Raw genomic sequence first — 24,876 nt, 5'->3', positions numbered from 1 at the left:
TCCATTTAATTTCCTCTGGATAAGGGATTCTTGTACCCATAAGAAAAACACCTCCGCTAGAATCATATTGATTAAATACGACTCAGGAGGTGTTTTTTCCTTGTCTCACTTTATGGGGTCACTTCAAATTCCCCTAGCTTTTTTAACATTCACTTATAAATATAATAACGATTTCTTATTGTAGACACTCCTAACTAATAGGAGCCTTTTCCCCAATCAGTAGCAAATTTTTCGATACCTTGATCTGTTAGTGGATGCTTTGAAAGTTGTTCAATGACTGAGTATGGAATAGTCGCAATATTAGCACCTGCCAAAGCTACTCGTGTTACATGATCTGGATGTCGAACAGAAGCAGCGATAATTTGTGATTCTAGCTTATGAACACGGAATAATTCTGCAATTTTAGTAACTAATTGTACTCCATCTTCAGAGATATCATCTAATCGACCTAAAAATGGAGAAACATAGGTAGCCCCCGCTCGCGCAGCCAATAGTGCTTGATTCACTGTAAAGATCAGTGTAACGTTTGTTTTAACACCTTTTTTTGTTAGGTAACGACAAGCTTCTAATCCAGGTAAAGTCATAGGAAGTTTTATCGTTATTTTCTTGTCTCCATTATTAATTTTTATCAGTTCTTCTGCTTGTGCAATCATTTCTTCTGCAGTCACAGCTTCAGGAGTCACTTCTGCGGAAACTGATTCAACTTCTGGTACTGATTGACAAATTTCTGCGATACGATCTTCCAATTTGATACCTTCTTTAGCAACTAATGATGGATTAGTCGTAACACCAGATAAGATCCCAATTTTATTCGCTTTTTTTATTTCTTCAAGTTTTGCTGTATCAATGAAAAATTTCATGTCGATTACCACTTCCTATTTTAGTATTTATATTGTCTTATTCTATTCCACATCTCTCTTTGGCCTACCTACACCAGAATGAGATTGAGTAGATATTACTTTCCATACTCTAACTGAATTTTTGGAGGCATCCCATATAAGAAGGAATTTCCTTTACCCTTTAATACTTTGGTCTGGAAATTCAACCTATCTTTCACATTATCCTCAGTTAAAAATATCAACCCCACTATCAATTCTATTTTTAAGGTGTCCCCCTTTAATGGCTTTCAGTGCTTGTTCAACATGTATATTTAGAATCAGGAGCAATTACTTCACCATCTATATTAAAATCATCAATTGCTTTTTCTGCCCGTGCATCAATGATTTTCCAATACTCTGTGTTCAGTTGTTTCAAAACAACTATCATTTTAGGCTTATCTTCTTCTTTCAGAAACGATACCCTAAGTACTATAAATATGAAAAGAACAAATATACAAACCAATGGGAACAGCCCAATTTTCTTCCTCTTCATATAGGTTTTTTACACGTATGGCCAATTGTACAAACTATTTTTGTATTTCTCATTTTATCTCAGCTCTATATAGATAGACTTCTTGCTAATTGGTGTATGCTCAGATCAAGGGTGTGTTTATCTTTTACCACTTCCTCAAATGGTGTATGAATCAGTTTCCCATTTTTCAACCCCACCATTACATCTTTACTACCTTCTACTAATATATCCACTGCTTTTGCTCCCATTTGACTGCTCATCATCCGATCGTAGGCACTAGGAGATCCTCCGCGTTGAATATGCCCAAGAATGGTCACTTTTGTGTCAAAGCCTGTTTTCTCTTGAATGACTTTCCCCAACTCACGCCCTATACCTTTACCTACCCCTTCTGCAACCACAATAATACTATGTGTCTTGCCACGCTTATATCCCTGTTTTATACGGTCGATTACATCTTCCACTTTATGATCGGCTTCAGGAATAATAATGGATTCTGCTCCAGAGCACATTCCAGACCATAAAGCAATATCTCCTGCATGACGTCCCATTACCTCGATAACATAAGTGCGATCATGAGAAGATGCAGTATCACGAATTTTATCAATAGCTGCTACAGCAGTGTTGACGGCTGTATCGAATCCAATTGAATACTCCGTTCCTGCAATATCATTATTAACTGTTACCGGAATACCCACAGTAGGGAATCCTAGAGTGTTTAATTTTTCCGCACCTTTAAAGGAACCATTTCCTCCAATTACGATTAGACCGTCAATGCCGGCATTTATTAGTTGAGCTATGGCCTGCTTTTGAGCATCAACTGTCTTGAAATTCTCAAAATGTGCATATTGTAAGATCGTGCCTCCGCGATGAATAATATCACCTACGCTACCTTTGGACATTTTAACAAAATCGCCGTCAATTAAACCTTTAAAACCATGATGAATTCCATAAACCTCCAGACCCTTAAATATTCCTCTTCGAACAACAGCACGAATGACAGCATTCATTCCCGGAGCATCGCCACCACCAGTTAAAACTGCAATTTTCTTCATTCATTATTACCTCCATGTTTTCCTGTTTAATAAAAGGTCATGTGTAACTGTAAAAAGAATGACTGTATGTAACATAGTTGTCACCTTACCTTTTAATTTGTAAATATTTGATATTAAAAAGGGCAGATTACCAAGTGGTTAATTCTGCCAAAAGATAGTAAAATAATTTCTACTTTATCTGCATAAAATGCTCTTTATTTTCATTAAATTATCACTATTTAGATTAGCCTTTTAAACTGAGAAGTAACATTCTCAACTGTAAAACCATATTCTTCAATTATTTTGTCTCCAGGTGCTGACGCTCCAAATTGATCAATAGCTAGCACAGATCCGTTGTCTCCAACATATTTACTCCATCCTAAGGAAGCACCCATTTCAATTCCGAGACGAGCTTTCACGTTTTTCGGAATGACACTTTCTTTATAGCTTTCAGATTGTTTTTCAAAACGATCCCAGCTTGGCATGCTTACAACTGAAACAAAAACCCCTTCATCTTCCAAGGCTTTTTGTGCTTCTACTGCTAACGCAACTTCAGATCCAGAAGCTAATAATAAACCAACAGCATCTCCTTTTGCTTGAGAAATAACATACGCTCCCTTTTTGACACCTTCGTAGGCATTTTCGGAATTAACAAGAGTTGGTAAATCTTGACGAGTCAGAACAAGGGCTGTTGGTTCATCTTTACTCTCTAATGCAAGCTTCCATGCAGCTGCTGTCTCATTTCCTTCAGCAGGTCGAAGTGTAGATAACCCTGGCATTGCACGCAAAGTAGCAAGCTGTTCAACTGGTTCATGTGTTGGTCCATCTTCACCAACTGCGATACTATCATGTGTGAATACATAGGTGACTGGTAACTTCATTAATGCTGACAGACGAATAGCTGGACGTAAATAGTCTGAGAATACGAAGAATGTTGCACCAAAAGCTTTTATACCACCATGCAGTGCCATACCATTTAGAGCTGCACCCATTCCAAATTCGCGAACACCAAACCAGATGTTTCGACCACTATAATTTGTACTACTAAAATCTGTTTCTCCCTTTAATAAGGTTTTATTAGATGATGCTAAATCAGCTGAGCCCCCAAATAGTTGAGGAACATTTTTAGCAAGAGCGTTAAGGACTTCACCACTTGAAGTACGAGTTGCTAGCTTATCTTCTCCTACACGATACGCTGGAACATCCGTATCCCAACCTTTCGGTAGCTCACCATTGATCGCTGTTTTTAATTCTTTAGCAAGTAATGGATATGATTTCTCGTAAAGAAAGAATTGTTCATTCCATGCTTGTTCTTTCTGTTCTGCCGATTTTTTAAGTTCTGCAAAATGTGATTTTACTTCATCTGGGATATAAAAGTCTTCTTCATAGCTCCATTTATAATGTTCTTTTACAAGTTGAATTTCATCTTTACCAAGAGGAGAGCCATGTGAAGCCGATTTACCACCTTTGTTTGGAGAGCCGTACCCAATCACAGTTTTCACTTCTATCAATGTTGGCTGTTCTGTATTTGCTTTTGCTTTTGCTATTGCTTGAGAGATCTCCTCTAAATCATTGCCATCCTCTACACGAATTACTTGCCAGTTGTATGCTTTAAATCGATCTTCAACACTTTCACTAAATGACATATTAAGATCGCCATCCAGTGAAATATCATTAGAATCATACATAACGACTAGTTTTCCAAGCTTTAGATGTCCTGCTAGTGATGCAGCTTCAGCAGATACACCTTCCATCAGGTCTCCATCTCCACAAATGCTATATGTGTAATGATCAATAACGTTAAGCTCTTCTCGATTATAGGTTGCTGCCATGTGACTCTCAGCCATTGCCATTCCAACTGCCATAGCTATACCTTGACCTAATGGACCAGTTGTTGCATCAACACCTGGCGTGTGACCGTATTCAGGATGTCCAGGGGTTTTGCTTCCCCATTGACGAAAGTTCTTTATGTCATCGATAGAAACGTCATACCCTGTTAAATGGAGTAGGCTGTATAATAACATGGAACCATGCCCTGCTGATAACACAAAGCGGTCACGGTTAAACCAATTAGGGTTACTAGGATTATAATTCATAAATTTTGACCAAAGAGTATAAGCCATTGGTGCAGCGCCCATTGGCATGCCCGGATGACCAGAGCCTACATTTTCAATAGCATCAATTGATATCGTTCTAATGGTGTGAATGGATAACTGATCAACATTTACTTTTTGTTCAATCATATTAATTCCTCCTAAACTCTTTATTGAAAACTTTTACAAACTTGCCTTTCCCGTAATAGATGCCTTGGGTTTGTTTATGATGTTATTCATTTATCATCAATTAAAAACTCCCTTATAAAAGGGCCATTATATTTGGTTTTTTCATCTTTTGATTACTTATTAGTAACGAGACTCAATAAATTGGTAATTCTTACTTCTGCCACCAACAGCTATAAATGAATGAGTAAACATATTTCCATCCTCTTTTTTCTTAACACCCTTTAATAGCGTACCGTCCGTAATGCCTGTTGCAACGAAAAAACAATCATCTGTCTTAACGATTTCATCAAGCGTTAAGATTTTGCTAGGATCAGAGATACCCATCTTCATACATCGATTAATTTCTTCTTGATTTTGAGGAACTAGCTGCCCTTGAAAATCTCCACCCAAACACTTTAAAGCAGTTGCAGCTAATACTCCCTCTGGTGCTCCGCCCGTACCTACTAATATATCGATATCCACTTCTTCTATAGCAGTGGCGATCGCTCCAGTAATATCAACATCTGAAAACAACTTGACTCTTGCCCCTAGATCAAATACTTGCGTTATTAGATCCTCGTGACGATCACGGTCCTGGATCATAACGATTAATTCACTAACATCTTTTCCTAAAGCTTTCGCAACTGATATCATGTTTTCTGTAAGAGACAAATTTAAATTGATCGCACCTTTTGCTTTCGGTCCTACAGCTATCTTTTTCATATACATATCTGGAGCGTGCAACAAACTTCCTCGGCTAGCAACAGCAATGACAGCAATTGAGTTATCCTGTCCTTTTGCCATTAAACTTGTTCCTTCAACAGGGTCCACTGCAATATCAACATGAGGTCCCACGCCAGTCCCAAGCTCTTCACCTATATAAAGCATTGGCGCCTCATCCATTTCTCCTTCACCAATGACAATTAATCCGTTCATATCAATCGAATTCATTTGATTGCGCATGGCTTCAGTCCCCGCACCATCAGCCCCGAGTTTATTTCCTTTCCCTACCCATGGATAGGATGCAATAGCTGCCTGTTGCGCAACAGCAAGGAAATCCATCGCTAATACTTGCACATACTCTTTATTGGTAACATTCGTTTTAGGGTACATATTTCCCCTCCTATAATGTTAAATTCATTACCATTGAATTAAAATGCATAACAATTAATAAATATTCATTTTACTCATTGAAAAGCTCAATGGAATCTTTCTACTCAAAGAGAACATACCTCTATATCACTAACTTATTAGATAACTACCCATTTAAACACAAATTACGTATTTCTCCATTGAATAAGTATACATTTTAATCTAATCAAGATTCATCTAACTTTTACCCACTATGTGATAGTTATAGATGAATCTTTGATTAGCAGTGAATATTTCAATTAAAATTTATACTGCTTGAACTGAGTTAACTGTAGTTAAGAACGTATCAAGAATTAAGAATGCTGATGTTGCACCAGGATCTTGATTACCTAAAGATCTTTCACCTAAACGACTAGATCTTCCTCGTTTAGAGAGTAAGTCTTTCGTAGATTCCATTCCTTTATTAGCAGAAGCAACTGCTGCTGTAAATGCGGTTACAAAATCATTCGTTTCGTTATAAGAAGTCTTTAAAGTTTCCATCGCCGGATGAAGTGTATCGACCATTGTTTTGTCGCCTACTTCTGCTCCTCCACGCTCTTTAATCCCTTCAATAAAAGCCACCCAGAAATCCCTCAACTCTTCACCTGTTAATTCAGATTTATTTTGGAACACTTTTGCTCCTCTTAGAAAACCTGTAGCATATAGTGGTCCTACAGAAGAACCAACTGCACTTAAGAACGTACGACCAGTAGTAATACAAATCTTCCCGCAATCTTCCTCACTAGTTAAATCATCATTCAATTTTTCATTAATTGCCTGCCAGCCAATTGACATTGTAACACCATGGTCACCGTCTCCTAACTTACGATCAAGCTCTGACAAGTACTCACTATTATCTTCCATAACATTTACTACGTTTTTTAAGAATTGTTTTAAATCTGCTGCTGTAAATTTCATTTCATTTTCCCCCTTATCTTTGAGCATACATTGGGCAATCAGCTGGATGATCGACGAATTCACTTAATTCATCATCTAACTTTGTTATCGTTACTGAGCAACCGCCCATTTCTAATGATGTACTATAGCTTCCAACATAGGATCTATGAATTTCTATTCCTTTTTCACTAAGGATTTGTTCAACTCTTCTAAACATGATGTATAGCTCCATTTGTGTTGTGGAACCTAAACCGTTTACAAGGACGGCCACCTTTTCGCCTTTATCTATTGGCATATCGGCCAAAATATCTTCAACTAAGCGATCTGCTACTTGATCTGCAGGTTGTAGCTCCCCCTTCTCAATTCCTGGTTCACCATGATGACCTAGACCAATTTCCATTTCATTATCCTCAAGTTCAAAGCTAGGCTTTCCAGTCTGTGGTAAAGAGCAAGGAGTTAATCCAACACCCATTGTACGTGTATTATCATTTGTTTTTTTAGCCACTCGTACCACGTCTTCTAAACCATAACCCTTATCTGCTGCAGCACCTGCAGCTTTTGTTACAAAAAATTCTCCTGCAATACCTCTGCGCTTTTCTTTTTCTTCCTTCGGAGCAGATGCTACGTCATCTGTTACAAGAACAGCTCCTACATTAATTCCATATTCTAAATCAGCCAACTCAGCTGCCATTCCAAAGTTCATTACGTCACCTGCATAATTCCCGTAAATGTAAACCACACCTGCACCTTTATCAATTTCTCTTGTAACTTCAAGAATTGGATCTGGCGGAGGAGAAGCAAAAATATTCCCTATAGCAACTCCGTCAGCCATTCCATCTCCGACATATCCCATGAATGCTGGCTCATGACCAGAACCTCCACCGATAAGTACGCCAACTTTACCAGAGAGAGTTTCTTTTGCAGTAACAATGGAACGTTTATTTTCCGGTAATAGTTTAACATGCTTTGGAAACGCTTTTATATACCCTTCTATCATTTCATCTACAACATGTGTTGGATTATTAATAAGCTTTTTCATATTAAACACTTGCCCCTTTCAAAAATTCTTGTTCTTTATCGATAATTTGTTGAACCTTTCTTGCAGAATTTCCACCTGGGAATTCTGATTCTAGATATGTTTTTACAACTTGTTTAGCAAGTTCAATACCAATTACTTTTGCTCCCATTGTTAACACTTGAGCATTATTACTTTTCTGAGCTCTCTCTGCTGAATACGTATCATGACATAAGGCTGCACGGATACCTGGTACTTTTCCAGCGGCAATTGCAACACCAATCCCGGTACCACATACTAAAACGCCTCTATCAATTTTATTATCGTTTATATCAACTGCCACTTCAAATGCTACTTCAGGATAATCTACTTCAACACAAGATTTACATCCATAATCAACAACCTCGTGTCCCAATTCTTTTATATACTCACTTAAGCTTTCTTTCATTTCAAAAGCGTTATGATCGCTTCCTAATCCAATTTTCATTATATATCTCCCTCTCTTTATTATCTTCATATTTTTATATTTTTAAAGCTTAATATTTATACTTATATTTTTTCATTTCCAACCAAAAAAGTCAATAATATTTTTGTTTTTATTTTCATTTATTTTTGATTATTTTCAATAAGTGGTTTAAATCAGGAAAATCTCAAAAATAATAAGAACGTCTGCAAAAGACGTTCTTATTTATATTACATATTTAATTTTCAATAAAAAACGATAATACTATTGTGCTGCTTTAAGTTCTACAGGGTCTGCTGTATGCACTTCATTGTCATGTTTCGGTAATGATACAAAGATCATTAGGAATGAACTAAATAGATATAATCCTGTAAATATCCAAATAATCCCTACTGTATCTACACTAGCGATGAAAGCACCCACAATTACAGGTCCAATAAATTGACTTAATCCTGCACCAAGGTTAAGAATTGACATTGCCGCACCTTTGTTTTCTGGTGCTAAAGAAGGAATTAACGCAGAAAGAGGAACATAAGCAGCTAAACAAGCTCCAAAACAAATGGCTACTACAGTTGTTGCTACATAGTTAGGTCCCATAACTGAAGGTACATAGTAAAGGCCTGCAGTAAAGACAGCACATCCAATCCCACCAAACCACATAATCGTATTACGCCACCCTAATTTATCTCCAACAATTCCCCAAATTAGGTTGAAAATGACATTACTAGACCAAAGTGCTCCATAAATTTGTAGCCATTCTGTTCTTGTAAATCCAATTTCCATCATATATGCAGGGAGAAACACGACAAATCCATAAGCACCTGCAGTATTGATTGTTCGAACAATTCCACCTAATCCTACTTTCGGTTTTTCAAAAGCGATTGTAATTCCTTTTGCAATATATTTAAGAGCATCTGCCTTTGTTTTAAACTTTTTTTGACTACTGTTATCTTCTTTATTTAAAAGAATTGCAATAGTTGCACCTAAAGCAACGAAAATCAAAGCACTCCATAGGGTTTTCATTTCCCCTAAGATTGGTAGGGCAAAGCTCGAATAATACGCCCCTAAAACATTTAATCCTCCAGCAAAGGCTACCCAGAACCAACCAACAGCCGTCCCAAGTTTATCGCTTGGTGCATAGTACGTAATCCATACTAAAAATGAATAGGCAAATAGTGGATATCCAAGCCCTCTAAGGGAATATGTTGGAATCATAACTGCTAAATTCATTGTCGGGATTCCAATTGTTAAGAAAACGAATGTACCTAATACAAATAGCGTGACACCAATCATCATTGCTTTTCTAGGTCCTAAAACCTCAGCAAGTACACCCGATAACCATGCTGCAATGGCAACCGCAAAGCCGTAAACACTAAATAATAAGGCAGACTGTTGTACAGTTAATCCATTATCAGTTAAATAAGAAGACAACCAACCTAGTTCAAGGCCGTCCCCCATCATAAAGATTAAAACCCCAAGATAACCGAGGGCCATCTTAGAGTCCATACCCATTTTCCCTAATATACCTTGATTCATCTTACTCCTCCTATAACTGGGATTTTCATCCTTAACAAAGTTGCTGTTTTCAGAATCTTGTTAAGGATGAAGAATAATATCTATTGCCATAACATACCTTCCAAATAAAGGCGTGGAGGGAGGATCTAATAGTAAATTATTCGTAAATAACTTAAAAGCAATTCCTATCCCAAACGAATCAACTAATATTTAGCAGGTAACGCTTTTTTGCTTAAAACCATTCTCTACCCCATTATTATAAATTCGGATTAAGAACTACTTTTAACGATTCAGCGCCGTTCTTAACTAATTGGAATCCTTTTTCGAATTCTTCTAACGGTAACTCATGTGTGACAACACCTTCAGTTGGTAGATCACCATTCGCTATACCGGTAATTACGGGTTCGTAGCAATATGGACCTAAATGAGAACCTAATACATCAAGTTCTTTTCGATCACTTATAATACTCCAGTCAACTGTTACTGGATCCTTAAATACACTAAATTCTACAAATGTACCAAGCTTACGAATCATTGTTAAGCCTTGCTCAACAGATTTTTGAGCACCTGTTGCTTCTATATAAATATCGCATCCATAACCATCTGTTAATTCTTTAACAATTGCGATTGCATCTTCTTTTGCTGGGTTAATAACCATGTCAGCTCCAAATTGCTTTGCAAGCTCTAAACGGTCTTCAAATAGATCTAATACAATTAATTTTCCTGGCCCTGACTTTTTAATGGCCCCTATCATTCCAAGACCCAATGTTCCTGCCCCTGCAAGTACCACAACATCTCCAAGCTGAATTTTTGCACGCTGAACTGCATGGAAAGAACAAGCATATGGTTCAATTAATATCGCTTTTTCAATTGGTAAATCTTCTGGTACTTTATAATTAATAGCTTCTTTAGTGAACTTCATGTACTCAGCCATAGCTCCATTTACGTTATTTTGGAAGCCATAAAGATCGTGCTTTTCACACATCCAATATTGACCACGGTTACAAAAACGACATTTCCAACAAGGAACAATTTGTTCGGAAATAACACGATCTCCGATTTCAAACCCTTCAACTCCCTCTCCTAGTCCAACAACATGTCCGATAAACTCATGACCTGGGATCATTGGCGCTTTAATATAAGCTGGTTGACTTTCATCTCCCCAGAAACTCGGAGCTCCTTCAAACGCTTTCAAATCTCCAGCACAAATTCCACAAGCTTCAACTTTTACAAGTATTTCTCCTTCACTAATTTCAGGCACTGCCACCTCTTCTAAACGATAATCGCCCGGCTCATATGCTACAACTGCTTTCATTGTCTTTGGAATAACCAAATTAGTAAAATCTTGTTTTGTAATCGTGTTTGAACACATTTGACATCTCTCCCCTAGGATTATTGTAGTTTTTTGTTATATTCAAAGATTTATAGTTACAATTATAATTATAATAAGAACAAAATGAACACTTGTTTTTGTCATTACTAATCTTTATCATTGAAAACTATTGATATAACGCTTACATTTAACATTTAGAAAATTAAACCAAAGTTTTGGTAGTGATAGCAAAGTGAAAATACTTCAAATTTAAATATCTCACTCTATTTGTTTCGTATACTTTTGAATATAACGTTTTGTTTTTCATTTACTATCATTTTCTTTCGAAATACTATTTCCTGTTCTCATTGTATTATTTTATTTATCATTTAGTCAAGATTTTTTTTATTTATTGTTATTTTGTTTTTATTTATTTTTATTATTAAATAATTTACAATAGAACTAATAAATGATGTAATGTTATTATAATAAATAATTTTCATTTTCATGTAAAACTACTTTTCACTATAAAAGAAATTTACTAATTAAACTAACGCATAGGGTGATATGATGGGAAAGATGTTTGCACCAGAGAGAAGAAAACGCATTATGGATATGTTAAATGAACATCAAAGGGTAACGATAAAGGATCTTTCAACAGAAATTAACGTATCAGAAGCTACATTAAGAACAGATCTCACTAAATTAGAAGAAGATGGTCTACTCAAACGAACTCATGGTGGAGCCATGTTAACTGATCATATAGAGAGTGAGAATAGCTTTTCTACAAGAGAAAGAAAAAACAAAGATGAAAAAACGGCTATTGCCAAAAAAGCGATTGAATTTATTTCAAATGGTCAATGTATTATGCTAGATGCTAGTTCAACAGCTCTAGAACTAGCTCGTATCTTAGCCGATATGAACATTAGATTAACCGTAGTTACTAGCGGAATCAAGACAGCACTAGAATTGAATGAACATCCAGATGTAACCGTTATTTTACTAGGTGGGATTGTAAAAAGAGGTTCTCACTCTTTAGAAGGTAGTCTTGGAGTAAATATATTAAATCAAATTCACATTGATATCATGTTCACTTCGGCAAATGGCTTTTCTTTAGAGTCCGGTTTAACAGACTTTAGTGTTTATGAAGTTGAATTAAAAAAAGCGATGGTTAATTCTTCAAAAAAAGTAATTGCATTGCTTGACCATACAAAAATCAATAAAAATTCCATTGCCTCTTTCGCATCAATTGAACAAATTAATGGAATCATTACTGATGGCGATATTACTGAGGAATTTGCACATAAATTAAATGGACTAAACATTACTATAACGCAAGTAGAACCTGATAGTAATTGAATCCCTTCAACTTTGTTTAAAGAAAGGATCTGTTAAAGCTCACTGTTGATTTTGGCACTTTGTTGATTGGAACGAATACGTGAGACTCCTGCGAGAGTGCGAGTCCAGGGAGACCCCACAGGTGCAAAGCACCGAGGAGGCTCCCGGACCGCCAGCGGAAAGCGAACGCCTGCAGCGGAATCAACAACCAAGTTTATCAGAGCCAAAAGAAAGACCGGCTCCACCAATTTAAGCTGATGGAGTCGGTCTTTCTATTCTAACTATCCTTCTGTAACTGGACACTATACCATTTCCTTTTTAAGAATTTTATTAAATCGCTAGACGATAAGAAGGTTAACTTCTAAAATACAGCCGATAAATACGTCTGCTCCTACAAGGGCGTCTGCTAATGCCCCCTTCTTTTGTTCTTTGTTGATGATTTCGTGCCATTTCTTCTTTGAATGGATTCATACCAACCGAGCGTCCTTCATAAATCATTCCTGTTGTATCACATAGGATGACTCTTTTACACCCATATGAAGCAATAGCTTTACAATAGCGACGCCTGCAGCGCCAGCACCATTTGTCACAAAGCGAATCTCTTCAATTTTCTTGTTAGCTAGTTGATTATCCTTATGCATTTTTTATGCTTCTTCGCGTAATGTTGACATAAATGTCTCCCCTTGTTTTTAGGAAAAAGATAAAAACTTTATTGTCCATTTCCCCAAAAAATTTAAAATTTTTAAGCTTTATTAGCGTGTAAATTAATTGTTTTCATTTAATAATTTTACAATAGGAAAGTTGGATATATCCTTTGATACATTCATAACGCTTCTGTTGCTATAGTTTTCCACTTTCTTTTATCCATCAATCCCCTTCTATCTTTCTAAGAACACCTCACCCCCTCTGTTGTAATACAGTTTTTTAACTGAGATGATATACAACAGATTTAACAAAAGTGGAACAATTTTTATGGGCTAGGCGCAGAAGCTAGACGTCTTAGCACATTTCATTCCCCTACATATTGAGCTTACACTACGTAAAAAACATACTATACAATACAAGCGTACCAATTGCTCCCATTACAACGACGATAACATTTGCTCCGGTAAACGCAATCATAGTTGCCGTAATTGCTCCGACTATCCCAAACGTTAGATCCTCACTAATAAGAAAAATACCTGGTACAATTAATGCACCCAATGTTGCATATGGAACATTCTTTAATACATTCTGAACAAAAACAGGCAATTTTAATTGGCTTAATGCGACAAGTGGAATCATCCGCGGGATATATGTAACAAGTCCCATCCCTATTATCATAAACAAAATGGATTTATCCATGCTGATCCACCTCTTTTACAAAGTTTGAATAGAAAAGTTCAACAACCATTGCAGACACCAATGTCGATAAAACAATCGACCAGCCAGTTGATATCATTTGCGTTGCATAAAAAAGCGAGTTTAAGATGGCTGCCACTACTGCTAAATAAAGCACCCTTCGATGTTTTTTTAGCGATGGGATTAATAATCCTATAAACATTGCGTATAAGGCAATTCCCATGCTTTCTTGAACAGTTGTCGGGAGACTCGCGCCAATCACATAACCGATTCCAGAATTCACGACCCAACTAGCATATGAAATAAACATTAACCCAAACAAATACCCTGCATTCACAGTTCCCTCTTTAGTTGATGCAACAGTAAAGGTTTCGTCTGTTAATCCAAATGAATAAAGTGCCTTTTTCCATAAAGAGTCGTCTTCAACCTTCTCACTTAGAGAAGCAGACATTAAAAAATGACGAATGTTAACAATGAAAGTTGTAAATATGATTTCAATTACACCTGTTCCGACAGCTAGTAAACTTAATGAAATATATTGAGAAGCTCCTGCAAACACGATTAAACTCATTAGCACAGTTTCTGAAAGGGATAAACCAGTTGATTTTGAAAGAAGCCCAAATGTTAAAGCAACAGGTAAATAGCCGATTGCTATGCTAATTCCTCCTTGTAACCCTTGAAGAAAGCTAGATTGTTTTTTTACTAGAGTTGTTGTAATCAACTTACTACCTCCTTTATGTTGTTTTACACTTATCTTCGAATTTATTGATTTCAAGCATAATAAATCAGTAAGTAACAGCTCGTTGTTTTTTTCGTCCGATTCGCATAAGTATGTGATTGGTTGGCCTGAAATTTCATTGAATCACCCTTTTTTAATACATACTCATCACCATGAATCGATATTGTCGCTTCTCCGTCACATACTAGAACATATTCTTCAACACTTCCGTGGTGACGCTCAGACGTATGGACACACCCAGGCTTAAAATCCATATAGTAAATTTCAAACTTTTTCGAGGAATCAAACGGAAAATATGGATATACTTGAAACAACTCATTATTTTCAGTAACAGCGGACTTCTGTTTCAGACGAACGACGGATACAGTTGGTTCCGTTTCCTCAACTAATGAGGAAAAAGAAACTTGGAGACCATTGGCTATTTTCCATAACGTATTAACGGTGGGACTTGATTCCCCCTTTTCAATTTGTGATAGCATCCCCTTACTAACACCAGTTAAAGTTGCAAGCTGATCATAACTATATCCTCTAAGCTTTCGAATGTTCTTTAAATTTTCGGCAATTTGTGTTTGAATTGATTTCATAATATCTCCCATTTCTCCACATTGTATAATATAGTATACATTTGTATTTTATAACAAACAACAAAAATTTCGAGGTGAACTATATGCTAACGACTTACTTTCAGAAAATACAGGAAAGACTACAGCTCGTTATTAAAAATGAAGCAGAAGTAATGGAGCAGGTTGCAGCTAAGATTTCAGAAAGTATTCAAAAGGGTGGCATCATCCATTTATTTGGATGCGGTCACTCACATATTCTTACAGAAGAGGTTTTTTATCGTGCAGGTGGACTTGCACCAATAAAGCCAATCTTTATTGAGCCGTTAATGCTTCATGAAGGTGCGGTTAGATCTTCACAATTAGAAAGACAAAATGACTATGCAATATCATTTATGGAAAAACAAGATATTCAGAGACATGATGTCGTCATTGTCATTTCAACTTCTGGCATTAATCCAGTTCCAGTTGATGTAGCGATTCTCGCAAAAGAAAAAAGGGCATTTGTTGTGGGTATTTGCTCTTTTGACTATAAAAAAAATCAGTCCTCTAGACATAAGGGTGGGAAATTCCTCGCTGATGTTGTTGACCTAGCCCTTAATAACTTTTCTATAAAGGGAGATGCTGTTCTCACTTATGAGAAGATCGGGGTTCCGTTTGCCCCTACTTCTACGGTTATCGGAGCTGCCATGTTAAATGGAATATTTGCCGATTCGATTAAAAAAATGGTGGACGAAGGATTTGAGCCACCTATCTTTTTAAGTGGGAACATTGCTGGAGCTGATGAACATAATAAGGCGTTGATACAGAAATATAGTAAACGAATTGAGTTGTTAACAGTAGGAATGAATAGCGAAGCTTAATATTGCTATTCATTTCTAAAGAAAAGAGGCTAACTCAATGTTTGAGTCTAGCCTCCAATTTAAAAAATATACGTCGTAACTCTTTTAATTTTTAACCTTATCAATCTTATGCGTTTCATTCAGGAACTTCAAAATGGTAAATCGATCCCTCAAATTATGAGCCTCTCCCAAACTTTTTTCTTCAAGATGTTTATCTATTCCTAATTCACTAGGAGTCGATATCCCACCCACTTTTTGGATAAGTAAGCTTATTTCTTTTGCGTCTGGTAAATCTTGTATTAATTGAAACAACTCATCTTTGTGGTCATTAATCATCCTTTCATTATCAATAAGACTACTATTTTCCAATAGATTTAATCGCTTTATAAAACTATTCTTATATAATTCCGTAATTAATTGAGTAGAGACACTAACTTTTGCACCATGCAGGACTTGGGGCTTTTGTTTTTGCAAGAAGTCCATTTCCCAATAATGTGATACATGATGTTCACCACCTGATGCTGGGTATGAGTGACCTAGTAGAAGCATTGCTAATCCTGATAAAACAAGTGCCTCCATCAAAATGAGGATACCTTCCTCTTCTCCTTCGGCTATCTTGTCAACATTTTCAACGCAAGCATCCAATGCTTTTCTCGTTATTTGTGCAGCAGATAGACAATAAGGTTCACCTGCAGCCAAATGGGAAAAGCGCCAATCTAATAATGAAGTATATTTTCCTAACATATCTCCGAAACCTGCTGCAATCATATCCTTTGGAGCTTCCTTTAATATAGATATATCTGCAAAAAGAGCTATAGGGGCTTGTGTCTGAAAAGTTGTTTTAAATCCTCTAACAACGATTGGAGCACCCATCGAATTAAATCCATCAACTGAAGGGGCAGTTGGTATAGAAATAAATGATTTTTCCATTTTATAGCTACAAAATCTAGCAATATCATGAATCGTACCTGCTCCAACAGCTAAAACAATATCAGTATCATTAGGAATTTCAATCATTGCTTGAATTAAAGAAATTTCATTTGCTATTACATCACCATTGAAATCAGGTTTAATCAGACATTCAATATAGTCTATTTCTGTTTCATTTAGTAGAAATGATAGCTTTCGACCTGCAGCTTCATATGTATGTTCATCCATTACTAAAACAACCTTTTGAAGCTTACTATTTACCAAATAAGAAACTGCATCCTCTAATGCATCTTTACCTATAACAATTTTATCAATAGCAAAGTCAAAATGTTTATTACCACAATCACATTTTTCCGCAAGTGATGAAAGCTCTAATAAATTCACCATTTATTGTTGCACCTCCATTTTCTCATTAATGATTTCGTTAATGGAATCACATACATAATCCGGGTTATTACTCTCTAAAATAAACTCAAGTTGTTTTCTAGAGGTATTACCTGAAAGTACGAGTAACGTTTTCATTCCATGCATTTTACCCATTTCAATATCAGATCCCAAGCTATCACCTATAATCATGCATTGATTTGCATTCAAAGCTAATTGTCGTAAAGCTGCTTCAACCATAAAATGTGATGGCTTACCAAAAACCAATTCTGTTCTTTTTCCAGTAGCTGCTTCAATTGCTCCAATCATTCCAGCTACATCAATAGATTTACCATTTTCATTTGGAAAGGTTTTATCAGAGTTTGTAGCTAATATCCTTGCTCCGTGCTGAACAGCTTGGAATGCTCTATTCAGTTCATAATAGGATAAGTTTTCATGTAAGGTAATAACCAGAAAGTCAGCTTCTTCTGGTGCAGAAGCTAGTTTCACTCCACTCCCTTCCAATTCCTCCTTTAACCCAACGTCTCCTAAAGTCCAAACACTACACTTTGGATAGTATTCCTGCAAATACATGGCTGTTACTGTTGAGGATAGAATAATTTCTTCATACAATACCTCAACCCCAAGCCTAGTTAGTTTTTCAAAGCACATTTCTCTTGAATAATTGCCTCTATTACTCAAAAACATAATTTTCTTATTAAGTGATCTTATATAAGAGATTGCTTGAATTGCTCCAGGAATCAATTCATCCCCATTAAATATTGTTCCATCTAAATCTATTAAAACTCCTTCGACATCTTTCAACATGGGCGATACTCCTTTTCAGAAACGAGATTCCTATATAATACCCCTACAATAGTTGAAGAACTTTATCGATCCTTTCACCTGTTTTACTATCAAATACATGTATTCTTTCTTGATTAAATAATAATTTTATTTGATCTCCACTATTAAAATGATAAATCTCATTTGAAACGACACTCAAAATGTTGTCATCTTCGATACGGATATGAACTCTACATTCTTCTCCTAAGTTTTCAAATACACTAACATTTGTTTGTATAGTATATTGATTTCCGCCAGTAGAGATTGTAATATCTGTCGGTCTAATACCAAACTTATATTTCTCCCCTTCTTTAACATAAGAAAGATATTTGTCAGGCACTTCAAATTTAATGACAGAGTTTTCCGTTTTAAAATAAGGCTTCCCATTATCATAAACTGTAACGACAGTAAAAATATTCATTGGAGGTTCTCCAATAAAACCTGCAACAAATTCATTAACAGGATTATTAAATACTTCTAACGGCGTTCCAAATTGTTGGAGAACACCATCATTAATAATCGCAATTCGATCAGCCAATGCCATAGCCTCCAATTGGTCATGTGTTACGATTATTGTTGTGCAGTTAATTTCAGTATGAAGATGTTTTATTTCTGTTCTCATTCTTTGTCGCACCTTACCGTCTAAATGAGAAAGTGGTTCATCTAACAACAAAACATCAGGTCGACGAATTAATGCTCTTGCGATATTTACTCTTTGTTTTTGACCACCAGATAAAGCTCCTGGTTTCATATCCAATAAATCAGTGATATCTAGGAGATTTGCTATCTTATGGATTTCTTCTTTAATTTTTTTAGCAGGCACATTTTTAGCTTTTAAATTAAATCCAATATTTTCATATACTGTTAGTGGTGGATACATTGCATAATTTTCAAATGCTAAACCAATATTCCGATCTTTTGGATGAAGATCATTAATTCTTTTATTACCAATCGTAATATCACCTAATGATATGTCCTCCAACCCAGCAATCATTCGTAACGTCGTTGACTTCCCACAGCCTGAAGGACCTAGTAGGGCAACAAACTCACCATTCTTGCAATGAAGGTTTAACGATTTAACTGCATTTATTGGTTGTTTGTTTTTATAGTAGGTTTTGAAAACATCTTTAATCACTAATTCTCCCATACTAGTTCCCTCCCTGCATGATCTCTTTGTTTAACGATAATGTTTTCACCATTTCTGTCAAAGAAGATTCCATTTTCTATATCTAATTGAATGAACACCTCTTGATTTAGCTCAATCCCAATATCGGAGGAAACTAACAATCGAATAAATTCGTTTCCAATTTTCATTGTTAAAATTGCTTTTGCACCTAAAGGTTCGAAACTATACACTACCCCTAAAATACAGTTCTCATCTTTTTTCACAAAACTATATTTTACATTTTTAGGTCGAATACCAATTCTTATATCAGTCAGTTTATATTGATCAATCAATTGTTTAGTCTTTTTAGATATTGATAAATCATGGTCAAAAATAGTAATCTTACTTACTCCGTTTTCTTTTATGATTTTAGAGTCAAATATATTAATTTCTGGTTCACCAAATGCACTAGCTACAAACTCATTAGCTGGAGTATAGTATATTTCTTTAGGTGTACCGATTTGTTCAATTTGCCCCTTATTTATAACAGCAATTCGATCACCTAGACTTAAAGCCTCTAAGTAGTCATGTGTTACATATATGGTCGTTGTGTCTAAATTTTGTTGCATATCCTTCAATTCCGCTCTCATTTGATGTCTAAGCTTCGCGTCTAGGTGAGTGATTGGCTCATCCATTAAAAACACTTCAGGGGTTCTAACTAACGCTCTACCTAGGCCAACCCTTTGTCTTTGGCCGTTAGATAATTCTGATGGGTTTCGTTCTAAAAGCCAATCAATTCTTAGTATTTTAGCAATTCTCTTAACTTCACGATCAATAACCTCTTTTGGTTGTTTATAGCGTGGGCTTCTAAGAGGTGAGGCCATGTTATCATATACTGTTAAATGAGGATATAGTGCATAGTCTTCAAACACCATGGCCACATTTCGATCCTCTGGTTCTACATGATCAATGCATTTTTTATTTAAGTAGACATGACCATAATCGGGCAAATAAATCCCTGCAATAATGTTTAATAATGTTGTTTTCCCTGCACCAGCCGGTCCAAATAAAATAAAAAACTCTTTATCCTTTACTTCGAAGCTAACATCCTTTAATGCAACATCCTTTTTAAAAGTCTTAGTAATGTTTTCAACTTTGATATCCGCCATCTTTATCCTCCTTCACATTAGCCTTTTACTGCCCCCATACTTAAACCACGTACTAAATGTTTTTGAATTGCTAAAGCTAAAATAATAATTGGCAATGATGAAATTAATACTGCTCCAGCCATTTGCCCGTAGTGGACAGTGTCAGAAGAAACATATTTTAACATTGCTACTGTTGTGGTTGTCACATTTTGACCTGCTAATAATAACGAGAAAGTAAAGTTATTCCATACAAATATAAATGATAGTAAAGATGACGCTACTAGACCCGGTCTTATAAGAGGCATGATCATTTTGATAAATACTTGCCACCAGGAATAACCATCTAACCTTGCTGCATGTTCCATCTCTATTGAAATATCCTCAAAATATCCTCTTAGAATCCATATCATTAAAGGTAAAGATATTAATTGGAAGATCCATATTAATCCAAAGTGTGTATCATACAAACCCAATTCTTGATAAATAAGAAAAATTGGAAGTACTACTAGTATTTCTGGTGCAAAACGAAAAGATAGAAATTGAAAGGCAATTGATTCCTTTCCCTTAAAATCTAATCTTGCCAAGGCATAGGCCGCTGGAACACCTACTATAATTGACAAGATAATTGCTCCTACACTTACAATTAAATTGTTTAAAAAGTACCCTGCAAATTCTCCATTTGAAAAGATCACTCTATAATTCTCTAAAGTTGGACTAAAAATAAATGTTGTACTAAACATTTCTCTATCGTGTTTAAATGAAATAATAACTAGCCATAACAAAGGAAATAACGCAAAAATGGCATATAACACTAAACCTAGGTTTTTTAAATAATCTACTACTTTATTTGCCTTCACCGTATAATCCCTCCTCTTATTTTCCAGATGCTCTCTTCTGAGTATGACTCCAATACTTCACCAGATAGTGACTTACCACATAAACAAATACCCACAAAATTAACATATAAGGGAGTGCGTATCCTAATTCTTTATATGTAAAGGCTTCTGTGTAAGCTGTTAAAGGTAAAGTCATTAAAGTATCTCCAGGGCCTCCTCTAGTTAGAGCAAAAATTATATCGAACATCTGAAGGGATAGCATGAGTCTAAACAGTACAGCGATTAATAACATTGGCATGATCATTGGCAATGTAAGGTTTTTAAAAGTAAACCATGCGGACCCACCATCGATCAAGGCAGATTCAAATGGTGCTTTAGGAAGAGATCTTAAACCAGCCAAAACCAGGATTATAACAAATGGTGTAAATACCCATGCATCTATGACCAAAACGGTAAAAAGAGCAGTATTTGGATCAGCTCCCCATGTAAAGTCATTAATACCAAATGCTCGTAACCATTTACTTAAAATACCTACTGAATTATTCGTCATTAGCTGCCAAACTAATGTAGCAATGACTGGTGCAATTACCAGTGGGAAAATTAAAACAATACGTAGGGATTTTGCAAGAAAGTTTTCTCTATTTAATAAGAGTGCAATACCAATACCCAGGACTGTTTGAATGAGTGTTCCAAGCCCTGCATAAGTCAATGTAACTCCTATACTTTTCCAAAATCCTGGATCTTTAAACATATATATATAGTTTTCAATACCTACGAACTCATATCCAGAATATTTAAATGAATAGTTCGTAAACGAATAATAAATAGCCATTCCAAAAGGTATTAAAATGCCTATTGTTAACAAAAACGCAGGACTTAAAATAATATAGGGTCTTGCTTTACGAAGAAAAGGGACTTTTTTCTTTTTCGTTATCTCCTGATAGATAGGAGTGGATGTTGGTGGTGATAAAGGGCTATTCCGTTTAGGTTCGGCCTGCATGTATACTCCTCCTTTGTAATACAACGGAGAATTTGACGATCTCCGTTGCATCTTAAAAACTCACTTACTCTTCAACTCTTAATCTTTCAACACGCTTATTGATTTCTTCTGTAAGCGTATCCATTCTTTCTTGCGCATCACTACCGTTCACAATATCTTGAAGCGCTGATGCCCACTCTGTTGTAACATTAAAGAATTCTGGTTGTGGAGTAAATTTAATTGTCGAGTTTTCAATTAAAGTTTGAAATGTTTCTTCATAACCTTCAGCTAAGCTAATTCTCTCTTTAAATGCTTCATTATCCCATACAGATTGTCGCACTGGATCGACAACATTTGCCTCTGTAGCACCCCAAAGCATATGTTCTTTACCTGTGAAGTATTGCATAAATAACCAAGCTGCATCTTTCTTTTCTGAAGATTTATTCATCGCTATTGACCATACCCACATGTTTGCACCTGGTTCACCCTCTTTTGTTGTTGGAGGAAGTGTAACAGCAAGGTTTCCAGCTTCTTCTGAAGATCCTTCAACATTATAGTAAAGTGACCAGTTACTTGCATCATATGCCATTGCGGCCTTACCAGCAGCTAAATCTGTAGCTACTTGATACCAAGTGTAGTTAGACCAATCTTTTGGACCAGCAGTCTTAACTAACTCTACAAACTTTTCAGTTATTTCAACTGATTCTGGACTATTAAGCTTTGATACTAATTTTCCATCCTCAATCACGAAGTCTTTTGCACCATGATTAGCAAACGATGTCATATAACCAGGGTGAATAGTCGCCCATGAACGAGTACCGCGTACCCCTACTCCATATGATCCTTCCCCATTCCAGCCCTCAAGCTTGGAAGCAACTTCTATCAATTCATCAAATGTTTTTGGTGGAGCGGTAATGCCTGCTTCTTCAAAAGCACGTTTATTATAGTGGAGAAGGTTTAACTCAAAGGCTAGTGGAACAGCCCATAAGTTTCCTGTACCAACTTCATGACCAGGAGTTAAATCCCATCTATCAGCATCTAACACTCCTTCAAAGAAGTCATCAGCATCATAATCTTCATTTGTTCTATTCTCATCACTAATGAATGAATCTAGTTCTTGAATATATCCAGCTGGAGCATATTCCCATAATTGATAAGACCCTGTCATAAATACATCAGGGTTACCGTTTTCAGCATTTAGGGCTGTTGTTAATTTATCAAAGTAACTTTCTTCAGGGGTAACAGAATGATTCACTTTTATTCCTGTTAACTCTTCAAATTCAGGAAGTCTTTCTACAATAGCCTCTGCATATGGATGTTGGTTTAACATGACATTAATTTCCTCACCATTAAAGCGCTTCCAATCAAATCCGTCTAATTCTTTAAGATCTGTTTTCTCAGCCTTTTCCCTACTACCAGCAGAAGATTGAGTATTACTTGAACAAGCTGCAGCCATAATTACTAGCATGATAGAAATTACAGGAATTAAAAATTTCCTTAGCATTTACTTCCCATCCCCTTTTAATCATAATTTTCATTTAATTTCATTTAACTTCATTTAATTTCCCTTTTAATCATTTATCCCCTTTCTTATTTTCGAATGTTACAATTTTATATTAATATTTTTTAGATATATTTTCAATATCTTTTGAATATTTTTTTATTTTTTTGTTTCAGTATACACTTTGGGGTATTATGGAATTTCATCTTTGAAGAAAGTGCTATAAGAAGTTGTTGTATACTAGATTTTATAAATCGAGTATAAGGCACGTTACCGTGCCGACTCCAGGTAGAAAGGTCGCCCATTTGGCGGCTCAAACCCCCACAGAACCCGGCGTGCGGATTTCCCGCACCGGGCTCTTCAGAAATTGCTTCACCGTTTTGCGTACACTTTCAATTTTGAATAGTGAAAAGGAAAGCAATTGAAAATGTCTATCCAGATATCAGTAGGAATCCCCAATTTTCTTCTTCCGCCATTTGGCTTTGGTATCTCTACCCTACTTACTGGTTGTGGCTTGTATTTTCCTTCTCTCTAATTTAATAATCTCATGTCCGGTTTCTTTCAAATAAAGGCGAGTAGCTTCTACATCTTTCGCATCGACACCTGCTGCTCCTTTGTTCTTTTTGACCTTCTTGAAAGCTACGTTTAGATTATCTCTATCTAAAATTTGTTCAATTAGTGATTTATCTGATTTCATATTGGCTCCCGTGTTCTTAAGATTCCACAAGGACAACTCCACTCTGAAGATAGATTCGTACTTTCCGAACCACCTTTATCTTCAGTCATATGATGATTGGCTGTGTCTTTGTTCCCTTGTCATGGTACTCTAACAGGGTTCCTCCTTTCGTTCCGTCCTTACCATTCTAAAATGGTACTATGACTTCAACTGACTTCTCCTAGTTCGATTACATATCGCTATGTAAGTTTCTATTTTAGAGGGTGTCTAATAGACCTCCCAGGGTAAGTTCATCCACTTTTCCCTCATATATCTGCCACATTTATCACTATTTTACCGGGAATATTTTGGACTTTGTTTTGTTTAGCAAACTCGTCCTAAAATAACGTTCACCGAATGTGATTCGTGTACCTCAGATGAAAGACTTGCCTAGGATTTCCTTCAGATTCCATGTCGCCATGGACACCCTTGCCTTCGACTAATGGTTCGCTATTCCGACGTCCATAACGGACTTTCACCGTCTAGTTGATGAACATGCATGGCACACTAACAAAAGAGGCTGACTTATTGTGAACTGCACCCCAAATGTTAGACACAACTAACATTTGGAGGTGTAGTTTTTTTATGACAAAGTATTCACTTGAAACAAAAATTTCATCAGTAGAGCACTACATGAAGGGTACTAGCTCTTTTAAAG

General features: G+C 36.1%; 23 protein-coding genes and 1 pseudogene. 2 read left to right on the top strand and 22 right to left on the bottom strand.

Annotation, left to right across the window (positions count from 1 at the left end; all coding sequences use genetic code 11):
* Window positions 1–194: 194 nt before the first annotated feature.
* The 10 genes from fsa to I7822_RS28425 form a co-directional block, all read right to left on the bottom strand.
* Window positions 195–860: a fructose-6-phosphate aldolase gene (fsa, locus tag I7822_RS28465; protein ID WP_207982405.1), complete on the bottom strand. Its 666-nt coding sequence runs from the start codon at window positions 858–860 to the stop codon at window positions 195–197.
* Window positions 861–1,137: 277 nt separating this feature from the next.
* Complete coding sequence (locus tag I7822_RS30370) at window positions 1,138–1,266, bottom strand: hypothetical protein (protein ID WP_279382032.1); 129 nt, start codon at window positions 1,264–1,266, stop codon at window positions 1,138–1,140.
* Between the two features lie 170 nt (window positions 1,267–1,436).
* Window positions 1,437–2,402: a 6-phosphofructokinase gene (pfkA, locus tag I7822_RS28460; protein WP_207982404.1), complete on the bottom strand. Its 966-nt coding sequence runs from the start codon at window positions 2,400–2,402 to the stop codon at window positions 1,437–1,439.
* Window positions 2,403–2,620: 218 nt separating this feature from the next.
* Window positions 2,621–4,624 (bottom strand): transketolase, encoded by a 2,004-nt coding sequence (gene tkt / locus I7822_RS28455; protein WP_207982403.1) that lies wholly within the window; start codon window positions 4,622–4,624, stop codon window positions 2,621–2,623.
* A gap of 159 nt (window positions 4,625–4,783) precedes the next feature.
* Window positions 4,784–5,755, bottom strand: coding sequence for a class II fructose-bisphosphatase (gene glpX / locus I7822_RS28450; RefSeq protein WP_207982402.1), 972 nt, complete (start codon window positions 5,753–5,755; stop codon window positions 4,784–4,786).
* 285 nt (window positions 5,756–6,040) lie between these two features.
* The gene (gene dhaL / locus I7822_RS28445) at window positions 6,041–6,691 is read right to left on the bottom strand and encodes a dihydroxyacetone kinase subunit DhaL (protein ID WP_207982401.1); all 651 of its coding nucleotides are present in this window, start codon (window positions 6,689–6,691) and stop codon (window positions 6,041–6,043) included.
* 13 nt (window positions 6,692–6,704) lie between these two features.
* Window positions 6,705–7,709, bottom strand: a complete 1,005-nt coding sequence (locus I7822_RS28440) for a dihydroxyacetone kinase subunit DhaK (RefSeq protein ID WP_207982400.1) — start codon at window positions 7,707–7,709, stop codon at window positions 6,705–6,707.
* A 1-nt stretch (window position 7,710) separates the two neighbouring features.
* Window positions 7,711–8,172, bottom strand: coding sequence for a ribose 5-phosphate isomerase B (gene rpiB, locus I7822_RS28435; RefSeq protein WP_207982399.1), 462 nt, complete (start codon window positions 8,170–8,172; stop codon window positions 7,711–7,713).
* Window positions 8,173–8,412: 240 nt separating this feature from the next.
* Entirely contained in the window at window positions 8,413–9,684 is a 1,272-nt protein-coding gene (locus tag I7822_RS28430) for an MFS transporter (protein ID WP_207982398.1), read from the bottom strand.
* Between the two features lie 235 nt (window positions 9,685–9,919).
* Window positions 9,920–11,035, bottom strand: coding sequence for an MDR/zinc-dependent alcohol dehydrogenase-like family protein (locus I7822_RS28425; protein ID WP_207982397.1), 1,116 nt, complete (start codon window positions 11,033–11,035; stop codon window positions 9,920–9,922).
* Between the two features lie 510 nt (window positions 11,036–11,545).
* On the opposite strand from I7822_RS28425, the gene I7822_RS28420 reads away from it, so the two are divergent.
* Window positions 11,546–12,334, top strand: coding sequence for a DeoR/GlpR family DNA-binding transcription regulator (locus I7822_RS28420; RefSeq protein ID WP_207982396.1), 789 nt, complete (start codon window positions 11,546–11,548; stop codon window positions 12,332–12,334).
* A 350-nt stretch (window positions 12,335–12,684) separates the two neighbouring features.
* Here I7822_RS28420 and I7822_RS28415 read toward each other — a convergent pair.
* The 4 genes and pseudogenes from I7822_RS28415 to I7822_RS28400 form a co-directional block, all read right to left on the bottom strand.
* Window positions 12,685–12,939, bottom strand: a pseudogene (locus tag I7822_RS28415) (NAD-dependent malic enzyme); the annotation flags it as partial.
* Between the two features lie 409 nt (window positions 12,940–13,348).
* Entirely contained in the window at window positions 13,349–13,657 is a 309-nt protein-coding gene (locus I7822_RS28410) for an AzlD domain-containing protein (protein ID WP_207982395.1), read from the bottom strand.
* Entirely contained in the window at window positions 13,650–14,375 is a 726-nt protein-coding gene (locus tag I7822_RS28405; protein WP_207982394.1) for an AzlC family ABC transporter permease, read from the bottom strand. The genes I7822_RS28410 and I7822_RS28405 overlap by 8 nt, the downstream gene beginning before the upstream one ends.
* Window positions 14,376–14,425: 50 nt before the next feature.
* Entirely contained in the window at window positions 14,426–14,977 is a 552-nt protein-coding gene (locus I7822_RS28400) for a helix-turn-helix domain-containing protein (RefSeq protein WP_207982393.1), read from the bottom strand.
* 83 nt (window positions 14,978–15,060) lie between these two features.
* Here I7822_RS28400 and I7822_RS28395 point away from each other — a divergent pair, with 83 nt between their 5' ends.
* A complete protein-coding gene (locus tag I7822_RS28395; RefSeq protein ID WP_207982392.1) occupies window positions 15,061–15,816 on the top strand; it encodes an SIS domain-containing protein in 756 nt (251 codons plus the stop codon).
* Between the two features lie 84 nt (window positions 15,817–15,900).
* Here the strand turns inward: I7822_RS28395 and I7822_RS28390 are convergent, their stop codons facing one another.
* The 8 genes from I7822_RS28390 to I7822_RS28355 form a co-directional block, all read right to left on the bottom strand.
* Window positions 15,901–17,112, bottom strand: coding sequence for a sn-glycerol-1-phosphate dehydrogenase (locus I7822_RS28390; RefSeq protein ID WP_207982391.1), 1,212 nt, complete (start codon window positions 17,110–17,112; stop codon window positions 15,901–15,903).
* Entirely contained in the window at window positions 17,113–17,916 is an 804-nt protein-coding gene (locus tag I7822_RS28385; protein ID WP_207982390.1) for an HAD-IIA family hydrolase, read from the bottom strand.
* A 43-nt stretch (window positions 17,917–17,959) separates the two neighbouring features.
* Window positions 17,960–19,081 (bottom strand): ABC transporter ATP-binding protein, encoded by a 1,122-nt coding sequence (locus tag I7822_RS28380; protein ID WP_207982389.1) that lies wholly within the window; start codon window positions 19,079–19,081, stop codon window positions 17,960–17,962.
* Complete coding sequence (locus I7822_RS28375) at window positions 19,069–20,208, bottom strand: ABC transporter ATP-binding protein (protein WP_207982388.1); 1,140 nt, start codon at window positions 20,206–20,208, stop codon at window positions 19,069–19,071. Before I7822_RS28375 ends, I7822_RS28380 begins: the two co-directional genes overlap by 13 nt.
* 17 nt (window positions 20,209–20,225) lie before the next feature.
* The gene (locus tag I7822_RS28370) at window positions 20,226–21,044 is read right to left on the bottom strand and encodes a carbohydrate ABC transporter permease (RefSeq protein ID WP_207982387.1); all 819 of its coding nucleotides are present in this window, start codon (window positions 21,042–21,044) and stop codon (window positions 20,226–20,228) included.
* A 16-nt stretch (window positions 21,045–21,060) separates the two neighbouring features.
* Window positions 21,061–22,023 (bottom strand): carbohydrate ABC transporter permease, encoded by a 963-nt coding sequence (locus tag I7822_RS28365; RefSeq protein ID WP_207982386.1) that lies wholly within the window; start codon window positions 22,021–22,023, stop codon window positions 21,061–21,063.
* A 64-nt stretch (window positions 22,024–22,087) separates the two neighbouring features.
* The gene (locus I7822_RS28360) at window positions 22,088–23,506 is read right to left on the bottom strand and encodes an ABC transporter substrate-binding protein (RefSeq protein ID WP_207982385.1); all 1,419 of its coding nucleotides are present in this window, start codon (window positions 23,504–23,506) and stop codon (window positions 22,088–22,090) included.
* 493 nt (window positions 23,507–23,999) lie between these two features.
* A complete protein-coding gene (locus tag I7822_RS28355; RefSeq protein WP_207982384.1) occupies window positions 24,000–24,200 on the bottom strand; it encodes a hypothetical protein in 201 nt (66 codons plus the stop codon).
* Between the last annotated feature and the right edge of the window lie 676 nt (window positions 24,201–24,876).

The organism is Metabacillus bambusae (assembly GCF_017497975.1).
Lineage (GTDB): Bacteria > Bacillota > Bacilli > Bacillales > Bacillaceae > Metabacillus > Metabacillus bambusae.
The sequence above is the reverse complement of the archived record's forward strand: the minus strand, read 5'-3'. Positions and strand labels throughout refer to the sequence as shown.

Bases quoted from the DNA above. Each gene is read 5' to 3' on its own strand.
- I7822_RS28380 (WP_207982389.1), bottom strand. From the start codon at position 19,081: ATGGGAGAATTAGTGATTAAAGATGTTTTCAAAACCTACTATAAAAAC.
- I7822_RS28395 (WP_207982392.1), top strand. From the start codon at position 15,061: ATGCTAACGACTTACTTTCAGAAAATACAGGAAAGACTACAGCTCGTT.
- I7822_RS30370 (WP_279382032.1), bottom strand. From the start codon at position 1,266: ATGATAGTTGTTTTGAAACAACTGAACACAGAGTATTGGAAAATCATT.
- I7822_RS28360 (WP_207982385.1), bottom strand. From the start codon at position 23,506: ATGCTAAGGAAATTTTTAATTCCTGTAATTTCTATCATGCTAGTAATT.
- fsa (WP_207982405.1), bottom strand. From the start codon at position 860: ATGAAATTTTTCATTGATACAGCAAAACTTGAAGAAATAAAAAAAGCG.
- I7822_RS28430 (WP_207982398.1), bottom strand. From the start codon at position 9,684: ATGAATCAAGGTATATTAGGGAAAATGGGTATGGACTCTAAGATGGCC.
- glpX (WP_207982402.1), bottom strand. From the start codon at position 5,755: ATGTACCCTAAAACGAATGTTACCAATAAAGAGTATGTGCAAGTATTA.
- I7822_RS28385 (WP_207982390.1), bottom strand. From the start codon at position 17,916: ATGTTGAAAGATGTCGAAGGAGTTTTAATAGATTTAGATGGAACAATA.
- dhaL (WP_207982401.1), bottom strand. From the start codon at position 6,691: ATGAAATTTACAGCAGCAGATTTAAAACAATTCTTAAAAAACGTAGTA.
- I7822_RS28410 (WP_207982395.1), bottom strand. From the start codon at position 13,657: ATGGATAAATCCATTTTGTTTATGATAATAGGGATGGGACTTGTTACA.
- I7822_RS28425 (WP_207982397.1), bottom strand. From the start codon at position 11,035: ATGTGTTCAAACACGATTACAAAACAAGATTTTACTAATTTGGTTATT.
- pfkA (WP_207982404.1), bottom strand. From the start codon at position 2,402: ATGAAGAAAATTGCAGTTTTAACTGGTGGTGGCGATGCTCCGGGAATG.
- I7822_RS28365 (WP_207982386.1), bottom strand. From the start codon at position 22,023: ATGCAGGCCGAACCTAAACGGAATAGCCCTTTATCACCACCAACATCC.
- rpiB (WP_207982399.1), bottom strand. From the start codon at position 8,172: ATGAAAATTGGATTAGGAAGCGATCATAACGCTTTTGAAATGAAAGAA.
- tkt (WP_207982403.1), bottom strand. From the start codon at position 4,624: ATGATTGAACAAAAAGTAAATGTTGATCAGTTATCCATTCACACCATT.
- I7822_RS28440 (WP_207982400.1), bottom strand. From the start codon at position 7,709: ATGAAAAAGCTTATTAATAATCCAACACATGTTGTAGATGAAATGATA.
- I7822_RS28355 (WP_207982384.1), bottom strand. From the start codon at position 24,200: ATGAAATCAGATAAATCACTAATTGAACAAATTTTAGATAGAGATAAT.
- I7822_RS28375 (WP_207982388.1), bottom strand. From the start codon at position 20,208: ATGGCGGATATCAAAGTTGAAAACATTACTAAGACTTTTAAAAAGGAT.
- I7822_RS28400 (WP_207982393.1), bottom strand. From the start codon at position 14,977: ATGAAATCAATTCAAACACAAATTGCCGAAAATTTAAAGAACATTCGA.
- I7822_RS28420 (WP_207982396.1), top strand. From the start codon at position 11,546: ATGGGAAAGATGTTTGCACCAGAGAGAAGAAAACGCATTATGGATATG.
- I7822_RS28390 (WP_207982391.1), bottom strand. From the start codon at position 17,112: ATGGTGAATTTATTAGAGCTTTCATCACTTGCGGAAAAATGTGATTGT.